The organism is Roseateles koreensis (assembly GCF_028595305.1).
GTDB classification, from domain to species: Bacteria; Pseudomonadota; Gammaproteobacteria; order Burkholderiales; family Burkholderiaceae_C; genus Paucibacter_A; species Paucibacter_A koreensis.
Map to the genome: position 1 here is coordinate 20,790 of NZ_JAQQXS010000008.1, position 19,661 is coordinate 40,450.

Here is a 19,661-nt window from a genome sequence, read left to right on the forward strand (position 1 = left end):
GCCAGATCGGTGCGTTGGCGGGCCGGTGATCATTCGATCTGTGGTCCGCTCCGGGCGCGTTCATCCATATAGCGCTTGATGTTGGCGCGGTCTTGCTCGTCCAGATGGGGGCCACGCCAGGCGCGTATCCAGACGTCCCTCTGAGGGTCTTGAGCCAGCTTGCGAACAGCGGCATCAATTGCCGAGATGGCCTTGAGTCCCTCAGGCGAGCGAGTACAGCTTGCGGTGGCGATGGCGGTGCTGCGGCCTTCGGAAATCGGCAACGGCACGAGCTCTGCCCCGGCCTCGTCGTTTTTTACGAACTCATCCACCACCGAGGGATATTCGAGTGTGTAGTCCATGCGCTGTGCCCGCAGCATGGCCAGCAGGTGGTTGCCGCGCCCCGTGGGTAGTGCCTTGGGCGCCAGATCGCTCTGCGCCAATAGCAGGGCATCGATCTTGGGCCCGAAAGAGCGGCCTTTTGGCACCAGGCCCACCAGATCGGTGCGGTGCAGGATGTCGGTCAGGCTGAGCATTTGGTCCGGTGCATTCAGCTGGGCGAACTGCGCCAGTTTGTCGCGCCGCACGATGACATGGATCTGGCGCGAAAACTGGGCCGGATACAGATAGGTGAAATAGAGCCAGCTCAGGCGCTCAGGCGTGCGCAGGTAGAGCATTGAGCACAGGGGCTTGCCCTGGCGGGCCAGCGCCTCGAAGCGCGGAAAACTGCCATCCACAAAGTCATGCCGGGACTGCGGCATGCGCTCGATCAGCAGGCGCAAAAAGCCGTCAATCTCACCGTGACCGAGGTCTTTGACAGACTGCGGCGGCTTGCCGGTCACGTAGCTGAAGTGCGGCGGAATGTCCTGGACGAACCAATGCAGGGTGTCTGTATTTGTCGCATTTGCAGCCTTCTCGCTGTCCGCGGCGGCAGCAGGGGGCGCCAAGCTCAAGCCGAGCAGCAGACCTGCCACCCCAAGTGCCCTCAACGCCGCTTGCCCGCTGAGGTGCAGGCTGCGGGCATACCCAGTGCGCAGTACAAGTGCGGGCAGGCGGCTCAAGATTCAATCACCTTCGACCCACTCGATGCGTGCGCCCAGGCCGCAAATATTCTCGACAAAATGCGGGTGCGCACGCCGTATGGGCGTGGCGTTACGGATGACGGAGCGGCCGGGAATGCTGGCGGCCACCATCAGCAGCGCAATGGCCACGCGGATGATGTAGGGGCTCTCCACCTCCGCCGCGTGCAAGGGCTTGCCGCCAAAGGTGACCATGCGGTGCGGGTCCGACAAAAAGGCGTGCGCGCCAAATTTGGAGAGCTCTGACGTCCAGCCCATGGCACCGTCGTAAATTTTGTTCCAGAACATCACGCTGCCTTCTGCCTTGACGCCCAGCGCCACGAAGATGGGCAGCAGGTCCACCGGCAGATAGGGCCAGGGTGCCGCCTCGACCTTTTGCAGGATGTTGCGGGTGAAGGGTTCTTTGACCTTCAGCGGGCCATCGGTCACCGCGCGGGACCAGCCGTTCTCGTGCACGATCTGCACGCCGAACTTGGCAAAGGTGCGGTCGATCAGCGGAAATTGTTCAGGCGTGGAATTGCGCACCTCAACCTTGCCGCCGGTGATGGCACCCAAGGCCAAAAAGGTGACGATCTCGTGGAAGTCTTCGGCAAAACTGAACTCGCCGCCTTGCAGCTGATCCACCCCGGTGATACTCAGGCGCGAGGTGCCCAGGCCATCGATGTGGGCGCCGATCTTCTGCAGAAAACAGCAAAACTCCTGCACATGCGGCTCCGACGCTGCATTCATCAAGGTGGAGCGGCCTTGCGCCAGCGCGGCGCACAGCACGAAGTTTTCGGTCGTGGTGACCGAGGCGTAGTCGGTCCAATGGTCGTTGGCTTGTAGGCGGCCGTTCACATGCAGCACCAATCCGTCTGACTGGCGGGTTACGTCAGCGCCAAAACGCTGGAACACCTCGACATGGGGATCGATCTCACGCACGCCCAGGGTGCAGCCTGTCACATCGTCTTCAATGCGTGCCGCGCCAAAGCGGGCCATCAAGCCGGGCACCAGCATGATGGAGCTGCGCATTTCTTCGGGCAGGCGGTCAACGGCCGGATCGAAGTGGGTGTCCCGGTGATGCACGTCCAGCACGCCGGTCGCGTAGTCCATGGACACCACGCTGCCCAAGCTGCGGAAGACGTCCAGAATCTTCTTGACGTCGGTGATCTCCGGCACGCCCCGCAGGCGCACAGGCTCGCGCGTCAGCAGGGTGGCGCAAAGGATCGGCAGCACGGCATTCTTGTTGGCCGAAGGAATGATGCGGCCCGCCAGAGGGGTGCCGCCGTGGACGATCAGATTGGACATGGACAAAAAGAGGCGTGAAGTGAGAGATGCGAAGACTTTGCAGCATCGCGCGGTGCGAACCAGCGTCAGCAGGTGTTCACGCGCGCCCGGGGATTATCAGCGTTGCGCGCTCACCCGGCCGGATCCAGCCGCTTTGCCCTTGCCAAACGCCACGCTTCATCGGGCAAGCCGGCATACACATCTTCTGCGGTGGTAGGGGTTTCTTGAAGGTGGGTGTCGATGGCGATGCGCTTGTCGAACACAAACAACTCGCCCTCCCAGTCACGTTGGGCGTCGGGCATGGTTTCAAAGTAGTTGACGACACCGCCGTCGAGTTGGTAGACCGTCAAGCCCTGGTCCTGCATCCAGGCGCTGGTTTTTTCGCAGCGGATGCCGCCAGTGCAGTACATGGCGATGCGCTTGCCCTGCGTCTTCCAGGCCTCGGCGTGCTCCGCCACATAGGCCGGAAAGTCACGAAAATGCGCCACCTCGGGGTCGATGGCGTTGGCAAAACGGCCTAGGCGAAACTCGAAACTGTTGCGGTTGTCCAGCACCACCACATCGGGCTCATGAATCAGTTCGCGCCAGCGTTCAGGCGGCACATGGGTGTCCGGCTTGGCGGGATCGGCGTGCTCTCGCAGGCCACTGACTCCAGGCACGCCAAAGGCCACGATTTCGGGTTTGGTGTGCACCTTGATCAAGGTGAACGGCCGGGTGGTGCAGGCGCTGTGCTTGAACCACATGCCCTGAAAGGCGCCGTCAAAGGCGGGGTCCTGCTGCAAGGCTTGCTCAAAGTCGGCCAAGGCCAGGGCAGGCCCGGCGATGGCGGCGCTGATGCCCTCCGGTGCAACCAAGATGTTGCCGCCCAAGGCCGTGCTGATCTCGCGCAGGCGCTGCGCCACGCGCTCAGGCTCGGGCAAGGTGACAAAGCGGTAGAAAGAACTGTGGGTATGAGCTTCAGACATGGCAGCCAAGGGAGGACGAGAACATCGGGACAGGAAGCCTGAATTAGACCGGACATTGCGGGGCAGCGTAGCCGAGCGCCCCCTAGGGTAAGCGGGGAGGCCGTCGTCGCGCTTGCCTGGCGCCTCGAATCTACAATCGCCCACCTTTGAAAACTCAGCGCCCAACGTGACCACAGCCTCCAAAGACCGCCTTGCCGTCTTGCCCCAGTACCTCATGCCCAAGCAGGCGATGACCTGGCTGGCGGGCAAGATTGCCTCGGCCCACATGGGCGGGCTGACCACAGCCCTCATCCGCGACTTTGTGGCGCGCTATGAGGTGAATATGGCGGAGGCGGCGCAGGGCGACCCTGCCACCTATGCGAGTTTCAACGAATTTTTCACACGTGCGCTCAAACCAGGCGCCAGGCCTTTGGCCGCTGCACCTTTGATCTGTCCGGTGGACGGGCGCATCAGCCAGTTCGGGGTGATTGAAGGCGAGAACATTTTTCAAGCCAAAGGGCACACCTTTTCCACCACCGCGCTGCTGGGCGGCGATGCGCAGTTGGCTGCGCAGTTTCAGGACGGCTTGTTCGCCAATCTGTACTTGAGCCCTAAGGACTATCACCGCATCCACATGCCATGCGAAGGGCGCTTGCTGCGCATGATCCATGTACCGGGTGCGCTGTTTTCGGTCAACCCCGTGACCGCGCGCGGCGTGCCGGGCCTGTTTGCCCGCAACGAGCGGGTGGTCTGTGTGTTCGATGGACCACACGGCCCCTGGGTGATCGTGCTGGTGGGCGCCACCATCGTGGGCAGCATGGCCACGGTGTGGCATGGGGTGGTGAATCCGCCGCGCCCGGGGCATGTGCGGGATTGGCGTTATGACGACCAGCGCATCGTGCTGCAGCAAGGGGATGAGTTGGGCCGCTTTTTGTTGGGCTCCACCGTCGTGATGCTGTTCCCCAAGGCTTGGCGGGCGCAAATGGCTTTCAATCCGGCGTGGCAGGCGGCGGGCCCGGTGCGGCTGGGGGAGGCGATGGCCTTGCCGGTGCCGTTGACGTCAGCAGCGCCGGGCTGATTGGCTGCGGGTGTTCAAGCCTTGATAACTAGGTCGATCCAAGATGTCCAATCACCTCACTTCTTTTTCGATGAAGTGTGACCAACATAGCCGCCAATCACGGCGCCCACAACTGAGATGGACAGCCAAGATAAGAAAAAGGTGTTGGCAGCAGTTGGGTTAGCGTCGAACAAGCTGCCGTTTCCTTGAAGAACGAGTGCCCCGAAAAGTACAGACCTCCCCATGAACAAACGGTCATGGCTATTGCGCCTAAAACAGCGCAGGTGGATATGCGCTGAGTGTTCATTTGATCGGGAAAAACAGAATTGTTTTTGGATTTACGAAAATCGGACCAGATGCCAGGTATGACAATGTTCCAGCCGACTCTAAGTCCGGTGCCTAAGCCAGTTACTTTTCTCCGTTCCACAAGTCGATATGGCCACCGCTGGCGTTCGCGGCGGTCTGGCCTTCGTGCGTCCAGTAAGCATGAAACATGATGATTCCGGTAAGCCCCTTGACCTTCGACACCCAATCCTTGCCGGTGATATTCTCGGGCTGCATTGGCAAGCCACAGAACGGCTGTAACTTGAGCCATTCGCCAAGCTCGTAGGCGCGCACAGCCGCGGGCAGACCGCCAATCATGGCCCGCCCTAGCGCCTGCGCTCCTGGCATTGGTTTGACGGTCTTTTGCGAGAAGGATTTCATCTGAATACCCACCTTGTGAAGGGTCGCGCTCATGCGCAAGGCGCACTGGTTGCTGTAGTCCCCTTTGTCGTCAGGCGCCGGCTTATCACAAAGCCCAAATGGCTGTCCGCGCTGAGGTTGTGCGCCGCAGCCAACCCGGATGCAATCTTTGTAGCTATAGCGAAGTCCTCGCCACCCGTCGACTCAACACCGCACCGCAATCCGTGAAATCACCTTCGCGGGCCACATCAAGTCCATCCATCTTGTGTATGTTGATTCCTGATGTGATGACCGTGTACCCCCGCTTTTTGCAATGGTTGCATCCGCATGTTGCACGATCACCGACACGGGCTATCGCCTTCTTCGCAATCGATCCAATAGACGAGCCCGTGAACACGATTCCGCCTTTGCTCGTCTTGTCGCCAACCACGATATAAGGCCGTGTTTGGCCAGATTTCTCATAAGCAATCATGATGTAGGTGGCGGTTGCGTGTCGAATGATGACAAGCCATGGAGCAATTGCAAACGGTTAATTGATTGCAATCAGTTAACCGTTGGGATGTCCACTACGCTGGTCAAGGTAAGAAAGTCTCATTTGAGGCCATGGTGCATCGCTTGTCCCTTGAATCGGATAATGATTGCCGCCGAGGCCTGGCAACTACCCCAGGCCTCACAGCTGGCGCTGGCCTGGGTGCTGCACAAGTATCCGCATGTGTATGTGATTCCGGGCACACGACGGCGGACGCATCTCGCCAGCAACTGGGGCGCCGCTTCGCTGGTGCTCGCCCCACAGCAGGTGCAGGCGCTGGATGATTTGTTCGTGCCGGGCCGTGTGCAGGGAGCGCGCTATACCGAGGGGGGCTGGGTCGGCATTGAGTCGCCGCGGGGCGTGCCGGTGCTGGCGGACAGCAAGGCGCCAGCCGCATCGGCAGACAGCGGCTTGCCGAGCAAGTAACCTTGCAGCTGCGTGCAGCCCAGCGCCTCGGCGGACTGGGCCTGTGCTTCGGTTTCAACCCCTTCGGCCACGATGTTCAGCTGCAGCGCTTGGCCCAGGGCGGCGGCCACTTTGACCACTGCTGCGGCCTGGTGCTCGGGCAGGGGCTCAATCATGCTGCGGTCCAGCTTCATGGTGCTGATGGGCAGATTGCGCAGCAGCGTCAGCGAGGACTGGCCGGTGCCGAAGTCGTCTAACGCCGACAGCACGCCGGCCGTACGCAGGTGTTGCAGCTGGGGCAAAACCTGGTCGAGGTGGGCGATGGCGGCGGTCTCGGTGATCTCGATTTCCAGCGCCTCGGCAGGCAGCTTGCGCGACTTCAACTCGCCCAGCAGCCCGGCAGCAAAGGCGGCGTCTTCGAATTGCAGGGGCGACACATTCACAGCGACAGGCACCAGGCGACCGTGGCTGAGTTGCCACTCGGTGAGCTGTCGCATGGCCAGGTCCAGAATCAAGCCGCCCAGCGCCTTGATCTGCCCAGTGCGCTCGGCCGCGGGGACGAAATCGGCCGGGCTGATGCGGCCCATGCCAGGGCGCTCCCAGCGCACCAGCGCCTCGAAGCCGCAAAGCACACGGCTATGGGCCTGAAATTTGGGTTGAAACTCCAGCACGAATTCATGCAGGGCGATGGCACGGCCAATCGCTTGTTCGGACTCCAGGCGGGCGCGTGAATCGGTGCGCATGGCCGACTCGAAAAACACGCAGGCTGCGCCCGCCCTGCTCTTGGCTCGGTGCATCGCCGCGTCGGCCGCCCGCAGCAGCGTGGGGGCGTCCAGCCCGTCGCGGGGGAACAGGGCCACCCCGATCGACATGTGCGCATACAACTCGGCGCCCGCCAGCGAGAACGGGGCTTGCAGCGTGTCCAGCAGGTGTTGAACGTGGTGCTGCACTTCGGCTGGTTCGCCAATGCCTTCCAGCAGCACCAGGAATTGATCTTCACCCAGCCTGCACACGGTGGCGGTAACCGGCAGCTCCTGGGTCAGGCGCCGTGCGACGGCGCGCAGCAAGGCGTCACCCATGTCGTGGCCGAGGTTTTCGTTGACGAGTTGGAAGCGGTCCAGATCCGCCGAAATCAAAGCAAAGGGGTGGGCGCCTCGTGGGGTGATCTGACGCAGCCGCTCGACGGCGTAGTTGCGGTTGGGCAGATCGGTCAGCTCGTCGTGCAGGGCCTGCCGCTTGAGCTCGTCGACGGCGCGCTGGCGCGAGCTGTCGTCCAACATCACCATCAACTCGGCCGGTGCACCGTCCCATTCGATATGGCTGGACAGGCCGCGCACATAGATATGCCGGCCATCCATGGTCAGCCGCGGCCCTTCCCATTCGATGCGGGCCAGCGGATCGGACACCACGTGTTGATGGCGTTGTTCAAGCGCCGCACGCTCGTCCTCGGGGACGATTCGTTCAACCAGGCTCGAGTGTGCAGCCAGGGGCATGTGATTGGTGACGCCGTAGATGGCCAGTGCCGCCGGATTGGCGTATTTCAGGCGACCGTTCTGGATCACCAACTGGCCTTGCAGGGAGTGTTCGGCCAAGCGAAAGAAACGTTCGGCTTGCTGGCGCGTCTCTTGATGGGCACGGATGACGGACAAGAGGATCAGCCCCAGCGACAGTGCGGTTTGAGTCGACAAGCCCAGGAGATGGGCTTCCACAGAGCGGCCAAACGGGTCGAAAAATGGGGTCATGAAATTGGCCAGGCCTGCCGTCATGAAGCCGATGGCGACCCATTTGTCGGCCTTGCTGCCGCCGCGCCACAAGCAACGTGCGCACCACAGCGCACCCAAGCCAAGCAGAACTGCGGCCAACACGATGCCGTAGCTATGGTCCAGCTTGGCCAGCCCGACAATCAACATCATGGCGCCGAAAAACCAGTGCAGGCCGGTGCGCCACTGCCATGGCAACTCGCGATAGCTGCGTGCGCCGACGATGCGCAGCAGCGTGGAGGCCATGGCGCAGAGTGCGGCGAGAAAGACCTGCGTGTCGTGCACCAGGCTACCGTCGGGTTCAGGCGGTAGGCCCAGCCCCAGGATCAAGGCGCCGGACAGAAAAATCCAGCTCAGGCCCCAATATTTGGCATGCTGTTGCCGAGGAGATTGACGCCACAGCAGCAGCAGTGCAACGCCCAGCATGGCATTGAGGACGGCCCCGAGGATGATGAATGTGGTCACCGGATTCCCGGACACGACACGTCCTTTCAGACTTCATTGTTGAAGCCAGCTGTGTTGCTGCCTTTTGTCGCTTCCTCTGCTGAGACAATGGCGCATTGCGTATCCTCGCATGGATTGACGAATTTTCGACCTTCGCACACATCATGACCCAACGTGTTCTGACCGGCATCACCACCACTGGCACCCTGCATCTCGGCAACTATGTCGGCGCGATCCGGCCCGCCATTGCGGCGAGCCAGGAGGCGGGGGTTGAGAGCTTTTTCTTCATGGCTGACTATCACGCCTTGATCAAGTGCGACGAACCTGAGCGCATTGCGCGCTCCCGCCTGGAGATTGCGGCCACCTGGCTGGCGGCGGGACTGGACACGTCGAGAGTGACGTTTTATCGCCAGAGCGATATTCCTGAAATTCCTGAGCTGACCTGGCTGTTGACCTGCATCACCTCCAAGGGGCAGATGAACCGAGCACATGCTTACAAGGCCGCCGTGGACGCCAATGTGGCGGGCGGTGAAGACCCCGACGCCGGCATTACCATGGGCCTGTACAGCTATCCGATTTTGATGGCGGCTGACATCCTCATCTTCAACGCCCACCGCGTGCCGGTGGGCCGGGACCAAGTGCAGCACATCGAAATGGCGCGGGACGTGGCCCAGCGCTTCAACCATCAGTTTGGCCAAGGCAGTGACTTTTTCGTCTTGCCCGAGGCCAATGTGGAAGAAGACGTGGCCTTGTTGCCCGGGCTGGATGGCCGCAAGATGAGCAAGAGTTACGACAACAGCATCCCGCTGTTTGAAGGCGGTGCCAAGGCGCTGAAAGAGGCGATCGCCCGCATCGTGACCGACTCCCGTTTGCCCGGCGAGCCCAAAGAGCCCGAAGGCCAGGCCTTGGTGACCATCTATGACGCCTTCGCCACGCCGGCGCAGCGTACCGAGTTCCGCGCCGCCTTGCGCGGGGGGCTGGCCTGGGGTGAGGCCAAGCAGCAGTTGTTTGATCGCATCGAGGCGCAGATTGGCCCGATGCGGGCCCGCTATGCCGAGTTGATGGCCCATCCCGAGCGCATTGAAGCCGTTTTGCAAGAAGGTGCCGCTAAAGCCCGCAAACTGGCCGGTCCCTTGCTGGCGCAAGCCCGGGAGGCGGTGGGCCTGCGTAGCTTTGTCGCCGTGGCGCCGCTGCCGGCCAAGGGCAACGCCGGCAAGGCGGCCAAACACGCCCTGCCGGTTGTCAAGCAGTACCGCGAGGCGGACGGGCAGTTCTACTTCAAGCTCAACGCGGCCGATGGCACGCTGCTGTTGCAAAGCCTGGGGTTTGCCGAAGGCCGTGAGGCCGGCCAATGGGTGGCGCGCCTCAAGCGCGACGGGCTGGACGCTCTGGCGGACTTGCCCTTGGCTGCCGAGCCGGCCATTGATCGCCCCGCTTTGGACGCCGCACTGGCTGCCCTGCGCGACGCGCAAACCTGAGCGGATTCCGCCCCCGTTCAGCGCGCCCGTTGCCTTGATCTAACTCGGGGATTCCCGCTCTTGGAGTCCGGGCTCTAATCGATTTTTGGGCGCTAATTTATCCGCTACGCTCTTAAAGTGGCCCTTGGCAGTTTTGCCGAGGGCGTTTGACGTTCAAAAAAGCATATCGAGTCTGGAGACAAGAAATGACCCCCATTGCCGCCGACAGCTTGGCGCTGCAACGCTTCTACCATTGGGAGAGCAGCCAGCCCTCACGCATCATCCTGACCCAGCCCATGGGCGATGGCACGGTCAAGACGTTCAGCTGGGCCGAGGTGGGCGACCAAGTGCGGCGCATGGCCAGCCATTTGCAGGCGCTGGGCGCGGCGCAAGGGTGGGAGGCTGGGGCCAAGGTGGCCATTCTGTCCAAGAACTGCGCGTGGTGGATGATGAGCGACTTGGCCATCTGGATGGCAGGTTATGTCTCGGTGCCGCTCTACCCCAATCTGGCGGCTGAGACGGTTCGTCAGATCCTCGAGCACAGCGGCGCGCGCGCCTGCTTCATCGGCAAGCTGGACGGCTGGGCGGGCATGAAGCCAGGCATCCCGGAGGGCTTGACCTGTTTCAGCTACCCGCTGTCGCCAGCGGATGCGCGTCAGACCTGGGAGGGCTGGGACGCCTTGTGTGCCCGCCATCAGCCCCTGCAAGGGCAGCCCGTGCGCCAAGCCGACGAACTGGCCACGCTGATCTACACCTCGGGCACCACCGGCGCGCCCAAGGGGGTGATGCATAGTTTCGGCGCCTTTGCCTGGGCCATGGACTCAGCCCTGGAGCGTTTGCCGCTCAACGAGCAGGACCGCATGCTGTCCTACCTGCCGCTGGCCCACGTGGTGGAGCGGGTGCTGGTGGAGCACAGCTGGCTGGTGGTGGGGGTGTCGGTGTATTTTGCGGACACACTGGAGAGCTTTGCCGCCGATCTGCAGCGCGCTCAGCCGACGGTGTTCTTCTCGGTGCCGCGTCTGTGGGTTAAGTTCCAACAGGGCATCCATGCCAAGATGCCCGAGAAGAAATTGGCACTGCTGCTGTCCCTCCCGATTGTGGGCGGCTTGGTGCGCAAGAAAATCAAGAAGGCCCTGGGCCTGGACCAGTGCCGCATTGCGGCCGGTGGCGCGGCCCCCATGCCGGTGTCGCTGTTGAACTGGTACCGCCGCCTGGGCCTGCCCATCAATGAGGGTTACGGCATGACCGAAAACCTGGCGGTCTCTAACATCACTGTGCCCGGCTTGAACCAGACCGGCACGGTCGGCCCGGCCTACCGCGGCGTGCAGATCCGCATCTCGCCCGACAACGGTGAACTCCAGATGCGCAGCCCCGCCGTCATGCAGGGTTACTACAAAGAGCCGCGCATGACAGATGAGGTGATGACAGATGACGGCTGGTTCCGCACCGGCGACAAGGGCGTGATCGAGAAAGAAGGTTGCCTGCGCATCACCGGCCGCGTGAAAGATCTGTTCAAAACCAGCAAAGGCAAATATGTGGCGCCCGCGCCCATTGAAGACCGGCTGGGTGAACACCCAGCGGTGGAGGCCTGCGTGGTGGCCGGCGCCAATATGGGCCAGCCGGTGGGCTTGGTGATGTTGTCGGCTGACGCCGCCAAGGGCGACGCGGCGCAGCGTCAGCAATTGGCCAAGGAGCTGGGTGAGCACCTGCACAAGATCAACGCCCAACTCGACCCGCACGAACAACTGGATTGCGTGGTGGCCGTCACCACGCCCTGGACTGTGGAGAACGGTTTCATCACGCCGACCTTCAAGGTCAAACGCAACCGGATCGACGAGGTGTATGGCCCCCGCCTGGAGGGCTGGGTGGCCACGCACAAGCCGGTGATCTTCAGCGACTGAGGGGCTCGGGCGGCGCGGTGCTTGTCGTGACGGCCGTGGTTGCTGGGGTACCCGCGGAATCGGGGGACGAGGCGAAGCGGAACCCGCTCGTCCCCAGCGCCTTGGCCTCATACATCGCCTTGTCGGCCTTGGCCATCAACTCGGTGCGGTATTGCCCGTCTTGCGGTGAACGGGCGATGCCGATGCTCGCCCCGATCTGCAGCGCATGACCTTCAAACTGCACGGGCTGAGTTAAGCCGACGATCAACTTTTCGGCAATCGTCATCACCGCCTCAGTATTCGCATTTGCGCCGAGCAAGACCACGAATTCGTCGCCCCCTAAACGGGCCACCGTATCGCCCTCGCGCACCATGGACAGCAGCCGCTCCGCCACTGCCTTGAGCATGACATCACCTGCATCGTGACCGTACTGGTCGTTGACGGCTTTGAACTTGTCCAGGTCGATGAAGAGCACGCACACCCCGCCGCCATAACGTTTGGCATAAGCGCAGGCCTTGTCCAGTTGCTGCTCCAGAAGGCGTCGATTGGGCAAACCGGTCAGGATGTCGCATTGCGACAGATGGGCCAGCTCTTGCTGGCGCAGCTGCAACTCGCTCATCTGTTGGGCCAGTTGCGTCTGCAGGGCCTGGAAATTGCGCGCCAAGCCACCAATTTCGTCCTGCCGGTGGGTAGGCAGGGGCCCGATGGCATGGCCCGATGAAAAACGGCGTGCCTCTTCGGTGATGGCATTGATCGGGCGGGTCAGGGCCCGGGCAACAAACACCGCCAGTAGGCCGAAAGCCGCACTCAGGCTCAACACGATCTGGATAATGGCGTGCCTGACGGGTTGCGTGCGGCTCAGCACATCGCCCAGCGGCTGCGCCAGGCCGAGCAGCAAAAACTTCTCCGAAGAGGCCGCAGCAATAGCGGGGCGGATGAAGGCCACCACCAAGCTCTCGTTTTCTTTGCCCTTTTCGTTATTTTCGCCCGAGCCACTCTCTTCGTTCGACTCGGCATCCCACTGCGTCAAGACATGATCCTGGCGGCCCGCGACCAAGGCCGCCGTGTCGGTGAATTCATCCTGAATCAACACGCGACGCCCACGGTCGAAGCCAAAGGTTTTGTCGATGTTGGGGTGAATCAAGACATCGCCCGATTCGTTGGCGAGATAGAGTCGAAAAGACGGCGGCAAATCCGCGGCCAGCAGGTCGAACATGCCCTTCAAGTCCACATTCACCACGACGACGCCCGCCGCCGCCGCGGACCTGGCAAAGTGCACCGGCATGGCCAGCTGTAGCGTAGGCTGGTTCAGCCCGGCATGGTGGCCGCTCTCGTGATTGATGGCAATGCGGGATTGGTACAGCGAGCCGGCCGGCAATTTCAGGCTGTCAGCAACGTAGCTGTAATGCCCTTTTTCCTGGAGGTCGTCGCGGTCGATCCTGAGCAGTTGCTCGCCCTGCCGATCGACGCGCACCAACTCCTGGCCGTGATCGGCTGCTGCAATCAGGCGCATCTGGAAATAGGCCGGATTGGCACGCATCATTTCTTGAAATAGCGTCGCCAGCTGGGTTTGTGCCTGCACCCGTACATCGTCGTTTTGACTGGCGGCCCGCAGGCTTGCCACGGTAGCGGGGTGGGACGACAACACCTGCAGATTGCGGGCGATTTCATCGCGGTTCAAGGAGATGCGCCGTGCCAGTACACGGGTTGAGGTGAGCAACTCCAGCTTTGCGGAATCTACCAACAAGGCGCGGCTGGACTGGTAGGCGTAGTAGCCCGATAAGCCCGCCGCGAGTACCGCCACCCACATCAGCAGCAGCGCCAATTTGAAGGCGATGCCCAGCTTCATTGCGCCAACACCTTGCTGGCACGGTCGCCGGAGACGATGCGGTTCCACAAGCGGTTGCGGCGCTCTTCGCTCTCTGCGGGTTCGAGCCAAATCAGCTTGTCTTTTTCGCTGTAGTCAGGCGAGACGGTCGTGGTGCTGCCCAGGCCTTGCTGCGTCACAAGGGCCCGGCCAGCTTGTTCCCCCAGCATGTGGTTGATCCAAGCCTGCGCCAAGGCCGGATCGCGCGCGCCGCGCGTCATGGCCCAGCAGTCCAACCAGGCCAGCGCACCCTCCTTGGGAATCACATAATGGGCATCCACACCGGCTGCCTTGAGCAATTGCAACTGCTGCCGACCGTAATTGGCAAACATCAAGACGGCACCGCGGTTCTTGAACAAGGCCACCGATTCTTCAGGCTGGGTGTAGAAGCCCGCAGCGTTGCGACGCAGCGCGATCAGGTGATCGACGGCGGCGGGCCATTGCCGGTCGGTCAAGTGAAAGGGGGTGGGCCACCCGAGATTGATGGCCGCCAGGGAAAAGCAATGGGTGCCGCCGTCGTACATCAGCACCCTGCCCTGCCAGCGGCTGTCCCACAAGGCGGCATAGCTGGTGGGGGACTGCGCCAGTTGCTGGCCGTCGTAGATCAAGCCCATTTCTGCGTAGGCATAGGGCAGGGCCATTAAATCGCCCTTGTGAAAAAGGCCCGGAATGGCTTTCAGATTTTGAAAGCGCGGTAGCAGTCGCTGCATGTGGGGCAAGGCCTTCACATCAATCGGCCGAACCAGATTGGCATGCAGGTAACGTTGTATCTCTGCGGTGTTGGCCGCGAATACGTCAAAGTCCTGGGCCTGGTGGCGCTGTAGGTTTTCCCAAAGGTCTTCGTCGGATGCGATCAAGGTTAGCTCAACGCGGCAGCCATGTTCGGTTTCAAAACTTTGCACCACGGCCGGTTCGGCATAACCAGGCCAGGCCAGCACGCGCAGCACCGGCTTGGCGCCCCAGGCGGGCCGAGTCAGGCCGGTGGCCAGCAAGCCCAGGCTCAGATTCAAGCAAAAATGCCGCCTTTCGTGCATCAAAAACAAACCTTTTTGCGCTCGGGGCCCCTGTGCTTTGGACCGGTGCCCCAAGTTTTTGAAAATTCCAGGCCTCAGCGGCCACCCTGACGACACTGTTTCCCAAGTGGTTTGGGCTTCTGCCAGCGACGTGGTGGAGTCGGCCCGTCATTGGCGTCGATTTTTGCATGCCGTCGGCCACTCGGTGTGAACGCGGCGCATGGATTGGGAATTTGTACGCACAGGCTATACCTGCCTGCTGTATCTGCCTGTGATGCCCACCTGTTGTAGGGCGGACGCTTGCGGGCATTGTCAAAAACCGCGGCGCACAATGGCTCGTCTTGTTTTAGAGAGTGACCGTGATGACCCATGCCGCCAGCCCGTCCTTGCCTTCGCCGGCGTCAACCTCGAGCGCGGCATTGATGACGCCCCTCCCCCAAACTCCAAACGGGGCCACGAGTATCAACCTGGCCCTGCAAGGCGGTGGTTCGCACGGCGCCTTCACCTGGGGCGTGCTGGACGCTTTGTTGGAAGATGGGCGCCTCGGCTTCGAGGGCATCAGTGGCACCAGTGCGGGGGCCATGAATGCGGTGGCGCTTGCGCACGGATTTGCGCAGGCCGAGCACAGGGCCCGGAGTGACGCCCGTGAAGCCGCCCGTGAGTCCTTGAAAGCCTTCTGGGACGGCATTGTGGCGATGGGTGCCTTGGGGAGCACGCTCAGCGAGGCGCAGCGGGCGCCGTTTTCATTTTTGTTCGGGCCCTGCATGGCGGACAACTCGCCCGCTGCGGTGTGGATGAATGCTATGAGCAGCTTTTGGTCGAGCACGGTGTCGCCCTACCAGGCCAACCCCTTCGACATCAACCCGCTGCGCAATTTTGTCGAACGCAACATCGACTTCGAAGCCATTGCGCGGGCCCACGGGCCCAAGGTGTTTGTTGTTGCCACCCGGGTGCGCAGCGGCAAGGCGGAGGTGTTCTCCGGCCATCGCCTGACCGTGGACGCCGTGATGGCCTCGGCCTGCCTGCCCACTTTGTTCAAGGCGGTTGAAATCGAGGGTGATCACTTCTGGGATGGGGGCTATTCCGGTAACCCTGCCATCCACCCGTTGATCTATGAATGCCAGGGGCGTGACATCGTGCTGGTGCAGATCAACCCGATCCGCCGCGACGAGCTACCCACGACCAGCGCGCAGATCATGGACCGGGTCAATGAAGTGACGTTCAACGCCGGGCTGGTGGCCGAGATGCGCGCCATCGACTTCGTGAAGCGCCTGATTGCCGATGGCAAGCTGGATCCGGCGCATTACAAAGACGTGCTGATGCACCGCATTGACGGCGGCGCCGCGCTGGATGCGTTTGCGGCCTCCACCAAAAGCTCCACCGATGCCAGCCTGATTCAGTCACTTCACCAACTGGGGCGTGAGCATGCCAAGCAATGGCTGCATCGTCATTTTGATCTGCTGGGCGTGCGCAGCAGCATCAACATCAAGCAAGACTATCTGGACGATATGCGGGTGCCGGTGAAGGGTTAGGACAGCACCCGTCGATCGGTTGCATGTTCACAAATAATGCGTGATGTCGATGTCATCGAGCTGCTCCGGCTGGAGGTGCTCCTGGGCGTAGCGCAGGTAGACGCCTGAGCGCAGGAACAGGGCGAACAGCTCGGCGTCGATGTGCTGGTCTTTTCGCATGTAGGCCATGATTTGCAAGGCCTCCGATAGGCGCTTGCCCTTTTTGTAAGGGCGGTCGTTCGCAGTCAGGGCTTCGAAGATGTCGGCAATCGCCATCATCCGCGCCACCGGGCTCATCGCCTCGCCCTTGAGGCCGCGCGGGTAGCCGGTACCGTCCATCTTTTCGTGATGACCGCCGGCCAGCTCGGGCACGCTGCGCAGATGGCGCGGCAGCGGCAAGGCGCTTAACATCTTGATCGTTTGCACGATGTGGTCATTGATTTTGTAGCGCTCTTCTTCGGTCAGGGTGCCTCGGCGGATGCTGAGGTTGTGCAATTCACCGCGGTTGTAGAGGTGCTCGGGCTGGTGCATGTTGAAGCCCCAGGCATTGTTGTCATCCAGCAGGTCGTTGGCGGCGCGGGGCACGATGTGCTCGGGGCGGTCGGCCAGGAGGGGCTCCTGCACCGGCAGGGCCTGCGGCGTTTGCCCGGCCACGCGCTGATGCTCTTCGATGGACAGGCCCAGGCGGTCATCCAGCGTGCGCGTCCAGCGGCGTTGCGCGATCTGGTTCAGGCGCTCCACTTTGTCAGGCGCCATGAATTCACCGCCCACATTGCACTGGGCGACAAAGGCGAAATCATCGTCGACGCGTGCAAGTTCGGGGGCCAGGTCTTGCAGGGCCTGTTCAGCGTCCACACCGTGCGCCCGCAGCAGCTGTGCGCAATGGGCCAATTCCAGCTCACGCTTGATCAGCTCAAAGCGCAGGCGCACTTCATGGATGCGGTTGTGTACCGTTTCGAGTTTGGTGGCTTTGTCCACCACATATTCAGGCGTGGTGACCTTGCCGCAATCGTGCAGCCAGGCGGCGATGTGCAGGGCCTCCCACTCCTCCGCATCGAGCCGAAAGTTCGCGTAGGGGCCGCTGCTGGCCTCGCATGCCGCCTGCGCCAACAGCTTGGTCAAGGCCGGCACGCGTTGGCAGTGGGCGCCGGTGTAGGGGCTTTTGGCATCGATGGCGCCGGCCACCATTTGAATGAAGCTTTCCAGTAAGTCCTTGCGCGCGCGCATCAGCAGTTGGTTGTCGATGGCCACCGCCGCCGTACCGGACAAAGCCTCGATGAAGGCCGTGTGCGCCGCTGACAGCGCGGGCGCGGCATTCAGCTTGTCATTGGCTGGCGAGGTGACGAAGCACAGGGACAAGGTGCCCACCATCTCGTCCTGGCGGTTTTTCAGTGGCAGGGCGACGATGCGCAGGCTTTGGCATTGAAGCTGCTTGAAGAGAAAACCGTACTGGCTTGCATGGTCGGGCCGGTCGGCGCTGAACTCTTCGCTCACGAGGCGTCCCTCGCGCCAGGCGCGCCAGGGCGGCGATGCGCTGAGGTCTCTCTGCATCAGCCAGTCTTGCAACGCGGGCTTGTTTGCGCTGCCCGCGGTGGTGTCGGTGCTGGGTGCTACGGCGTTGTGCAGGCGGGCCGCAGCGGGTTCCAGGCTTTGTTCATCAGCGCTGAGCAGGTGCAGCGTACCGCCGTTGGCCTCTGCCACCGAGATGGTCTCAGCCAGCAAGCGGTCCAGCAGGGTGTCGAAGTCCCGCTCGGCTGACAGCGCACTGGAAATCTCCAGAAAGCGTTGCAAGGTCTGCTTCATGCCCTCCATGGCCTCCGCCAGTTGATTCACCTCCAGGATCAGCTGGTTTTTGGGGGCCGGGGTCGAAAAATCAAAGCGCCGGATGGCTTCAGCCACCTGCGCCAAGCGCTTCAGCGGCCTCGACACCAGTTGGGCCGATGCGTGGACCAGGGGCAGCATCAGCAAGGCGATACCGGCCGTGATCAACAGCGCGATGCGCTGTTCCCGAAGGGCATCCGCTTGCAACTCGTCGCGGGGCGCAGCCAAGGTCAGGCTGAGCTTTTCGCCCACCGAGTTGGGCAACAAGGCTGATTGCATCACCCACTCCCTGCCTTCGACAGTGCTCAAGAGATCGGCGTTTGATGAAGCGTTGTCTTGCCTGCGTTGCCACTGGGCGCGCAGGGGCGGCGCGGGCAAATCGCCCACTGTTGTGAGCTGGAGTGTGCCAGCGGGATCGGTGCCGACATGCGGGGTACCCGCTTGTGCATCGGCCGCCGCCTTGTCGATGGGTGCGCCTGGTACATGGTGTGCAAGCACCGTGCCCTTCAAGGTGGTGAGCATCAGTTGGGACGAGGGGGTGATGTGTTGCTCGTCCAACAGTTTCGTCAGCGATTGCAGGCTCAGGTCCATGCCGACCACCCCGCCAAATCCTGCCTCTCCCGGCTTCGCAGGCGTGGCGCTGGCAAAGGTCACGCCAACGTCATGGTTGGTGTAGAAGCGATAGGGATCAGTCCGAATCACGGCTTCAGCGGCTTGTTGCCCTGCTGCGGCGAGCGCTTCGGTGGCCCAGATCCGCCCACGCGGGTCGAAGGTGTAGTCGGGCATGTTGCGTGCTTCGAGCAACTGCAGGGCTGCGTCATAGAAGCGGAATTCGCCCACCGGGCGCAGTCCGTCCCGATTGACCGTTTGGATCAGAAATGCAGCTTCGGTGGGTGCGTGCAGCGGCAGCTTTTGCGCGGGCGTGTTCAGCCGCCGCATCAAGATGAAAGAGCCGTTGTGGGCCCCGGCATAGACTGCGCACACCGCGGGATTGGCGCGCAGGGCCTCTGCCATCAGGGGTGCGCGGCTCAGGCGCTCGGCTTGCGTGGTGCCGCTGAGCAAGGAGGTTCGGGCCAGCAGGCGGACCGTCACGCGTGCCGGCTGGAACTCGGCTTCGACCGCGGCAACCGCTTCACGGGCTACCCGCGCGAAGGTTTCATTCGCGTTGCGCAGCATTTGTTGCTTGCTTGCATGCAACTCGAAGGCCGCCAGTGCACCATACAGTAGGACGATCATCCCGATCATCAGGGTCGACAAGGTGATGTAGATCGACCTGGCGTGGGTCATGAATCGCCGCATCTTTGTTTGCCTTTCCGTCGCCCGGCTTGGCCTAGGCTATTGCATCCGTTTCGCGGATATCCGTGTAAGTATTGTGCTAGTTAAGCGTGTCTCTCCTTTGAATGTTTCAGAATTTTCCTAGGGAGTACGCGCGTCTTGGGTACGGCGGATTAACATGTGGAGGACGCTGACATTCCCGGTTTGATGACTTGGGCCAGAGTTTGATTCGTTGGTTCGAGTCGCTTTGAGACGTAGCGAGGGCTGAGCCGGGCGAGTCGGGAAAATCGTTGGAGTTTTCGTTGAATGTCGAATAAAACCATCCTCGTCGTGGACGACTCGGACAGCATCCGCCTCAACATGGCTGAAGTCCTCACCGAGGCCGGGTACGGCGTGATCGTGGCAGAAGACGGACTTGATGGCCTGGCCAAGCTGGCGCAGGAAAAGGTGAGTCTCGTGGTGAGTGACCTGAACATGCCGCACATGGACGGCATCACCATGGTTCAGCAAATGCGGGCGCAAACGGCGAGCCAGTACTTGCCGGTCATCATGGTCAGCACCGAAGAGCGGCCTGAAATTCAAGCGCGCGCCCGAGCCGCTGGGGTCACGGTGTGGCAGACCAAGCCGGTTGACCCCGTTAAGTTGCTGGTGACTATTGCCCGGTTGATTCGGCGTTAGCCCTGGGTGGTG

Annotated in this window: 14 protein-coding genes and 1 pseudogene; 6 read left to right on the forward strand and 9 right to left on the reverse strand. The window is 62.0% G+C overall.

Features of this window, described 5'->3' with window-relative positions:
* Positions 1-29 precede the first annotated feature (29 nt).
* The 3 genes from PRZ01_RS10160 to trhO form a co-directional block, all read right to left on the reverse strand.
* A complete protein-coding gene (locus tag PRZ01_RS10160) occupies positions 30-1,040 on the reverse strand; it encodes a hypothetical protein (protein WP_273596675.1) in 1,011 nt (336 codons plus the stop codon).
* 3 nt (positions 1,041-1,043) lie between these two features.
* The gene (locus PRZ01_RS10165) at positions 1,044-2,345 is read right to left on the reverse strand and encodes a UDP-N-acetylglucosamine 1-carboxyvinyltransferase (protein WP_273596676.1); all 1,302 of its coding nucleotides are present in this window, start codon (positions 2,343-2,345) and stop codon (positions 1,044-1,046) included.
* Between the two features lie 110 nt (positions 2,346-2,455).
* Entirely contained in the window at positions 2,456-3,289 is an 834-nt protein-coding gene (gene trhO / locus PRZ01_RS10170) for an oxygen-dependent tRNA uridine(34) hydroxylase TrhO (RefSeq protein WP_273596677.1), read from the reverse strand.
* A 214-nt stretch (positions 3,290-3,503) separates the two neighbouring features.
* Here trhO and asd point away from each other — a divergent pair, with 214 nt between their 5' ends.
* Complete coding sequence (asd, locus tag PRZ01_RS10175; protein WP_273596850.1) at positions 3,504-4,346, forward strand: archaetidylserine decarboxylase; 843 nt, start codon at positions 3,504-3,506, stop codon at positions 4,344-4,346.
* Positions 4,347-4,628: 282 nt separating this feature from the next.
* Here asd and PRZ01_RS10180 read toward each other — a convergent pair.
* Both PRZ01_RS10180 and PRZ01_RS10185 read right to left on the reverse strand, forming a co-directional pair.
* Positions 4,629-5,105, reverse strand: a pseudogene (locus PRZ01_RS10180) (T6SS effector amidase Tae4 family protein); the annotation flags it as partial.
* A 79-nt stretch (positions 5,106-5,184) separates the two neighbouring features.
* Positions 5,185-5,481 carry a PAAR domain-containing protein gene (locus tag PRZ01_RS10185; protein ID WP_273596678.1) on the reverse strand — a complete coding sequence of 99 codons (297 nt, stop codon included), beginning with the start codon at positions 5,479-5,481 and terminating at the stop codon, positions 5,185-5,187.
* Between the two features lie 162 nt (positions 5,482-5,643).
* Here PRZ01_RS10185 and PRZ01_RS10190 point away from each other — a divergent pair, with 162 nt between their 5' ends.
* A complete protein-coding gene (locus tag PRZ01_RS10190) occupies positions 5,644-5,964 on the forward strand; it encodes an aldo/keto reductase (RefSeq protein WP_273596679.1) in 321 nt (106 codons plus the stop codon).
* Here PRZ01_RS10190 and PRZ01_RS10195 read toward each other — a convergent pair.
* Positions 5,856-8,168 carry a putative bifunctional diguanylate cyclase/phosphodiesterase gene (locus PRZ01_RS10195; protein WP_273596680.1) on the reverse strand — a complete coding sequence of 771 codons (2,313 nt, stop codon included), beginning with the start codon at positions 8,166-8,168 and terminating at the stop codon, positions 5,856-5,858. The genes PRZ01_RS10190 and PRZ01_RS10195 overlap by 109 nt on opposite strands.
* A gap of 143 nt (positions 8,169-8,311) precedes the next feature.
* Between PRZ01_RS10195 and PRZ01_RS10200 the strand changes: the two genes are divergently transcribed.
* Positions 8,312-9,625 (forward strand): tryptophan--tRNA ligase, encoded by a 1,314-nt coding sequence (locus PRZ01_RS10200; RefSeq protein WP_273596681.1) that lies wholly within the window; start codon positions 8,312-8,314, stop codon positions 9,623-9,625.
* Positions 9,626-9,810: 185 nt separating this feature from the next.
* Entirely contained in the window at positions 9,811-11,505 is a 1,695-nt protein-coding gene (locus PRZ01_RS10205) for an AMP-binding protein (protein ID WP_273596682.1), read from the forward strand.
* Here the strand turns inward: PRZ01_RS10205 and PRZ01_RS10210 are convergent.
* Both PRZ01_RS10210 and PRZ01_RS10215 read right to left on the reverse strand, forming a co-directional pair.
* Positions 11,495-13,333: a sensor domain-containing diguanylate cyclase gene (locus PRZ01_RS10210; RefSeq protein ID WP_273596683.1), complete on the reverse strand. Its 1,839-nt coding sequence runs from the start codon at positions 13,331-13,333 to the stop codon at positions 11,495-11,497. The genes PRZ01_RS10205 and PRZ01_RS10210 overlap by 11 nt on opposite strands.
* On the reverse strand, positions 13,330-14,361 hold the full coding sequence (locus tag PRZ01_RS10215) for an ABC transporter substrate-binding protein (RefSeq protein ID WP_273596684.1): 1,032 nt from the start codon (positions 14,359-14,361) through the stop codon (positions 13,330-13,332). The genes PRZ01_RS10210 and PRZ01_RS10215 overlap by 4 nt, the downstream gene beginning before the upstream one ends.
* Positions 14,362-14,786: 425 nt before the next feature.
* Here PRZ01_RS10215 and PRZ01_RS10220 point away from each other — a divergent pair, with 425 nt between their 5' ends.
* Positions 14,787-15,896 (forward strand): patatin-like phospholipase family protein, encoded by a 1,110-nt coding sequence (locus PRZ01_RS10220; RefSeq protein ID WP_273596685.1) that lies wholly within the window; start codon positions 14,787-14,789, stop codon positions 15,894-15,896.
* Between the two features lie 27 nt (positions 15,897-15,923).
* Here the strand turns inward: PRZ01_RS10220 and PRZ01_RS10225 are convergent, their stop codons facing one another.
* Positions 15,924-18,983 carry an HD domain-containing phosphohydrolase gene (locus PRZ01_RS10225; RefSeq protein WP_273596686.1) on the reverse strand — a complete coding sequence of 1,020 codons (3,060 nt, stop codon included), beginning with the start codon at positions 18,981-18,983 and terminating at the stop codon, positions 15,924-15,926.
* A gap of 294 nt (positions 18,984-19,277) precedes the next feature.
* On the opposite strand from PRZ01_RS10225, the gene PRZ01_RS10230 reads away from it, so the two are divergent.
* Positions 19,278-19,649, forward strand: a complete 372-nt coding sequence (locus PRZ01_RS10230; RefSeq protein ID WP_273596687.1) for a response regulator — start codon at positions 19,278-19,280, stop codon at positions 19,647-19,649.
* Positions 19,650-19,661 lie beyond the last annotated feature (12 nt).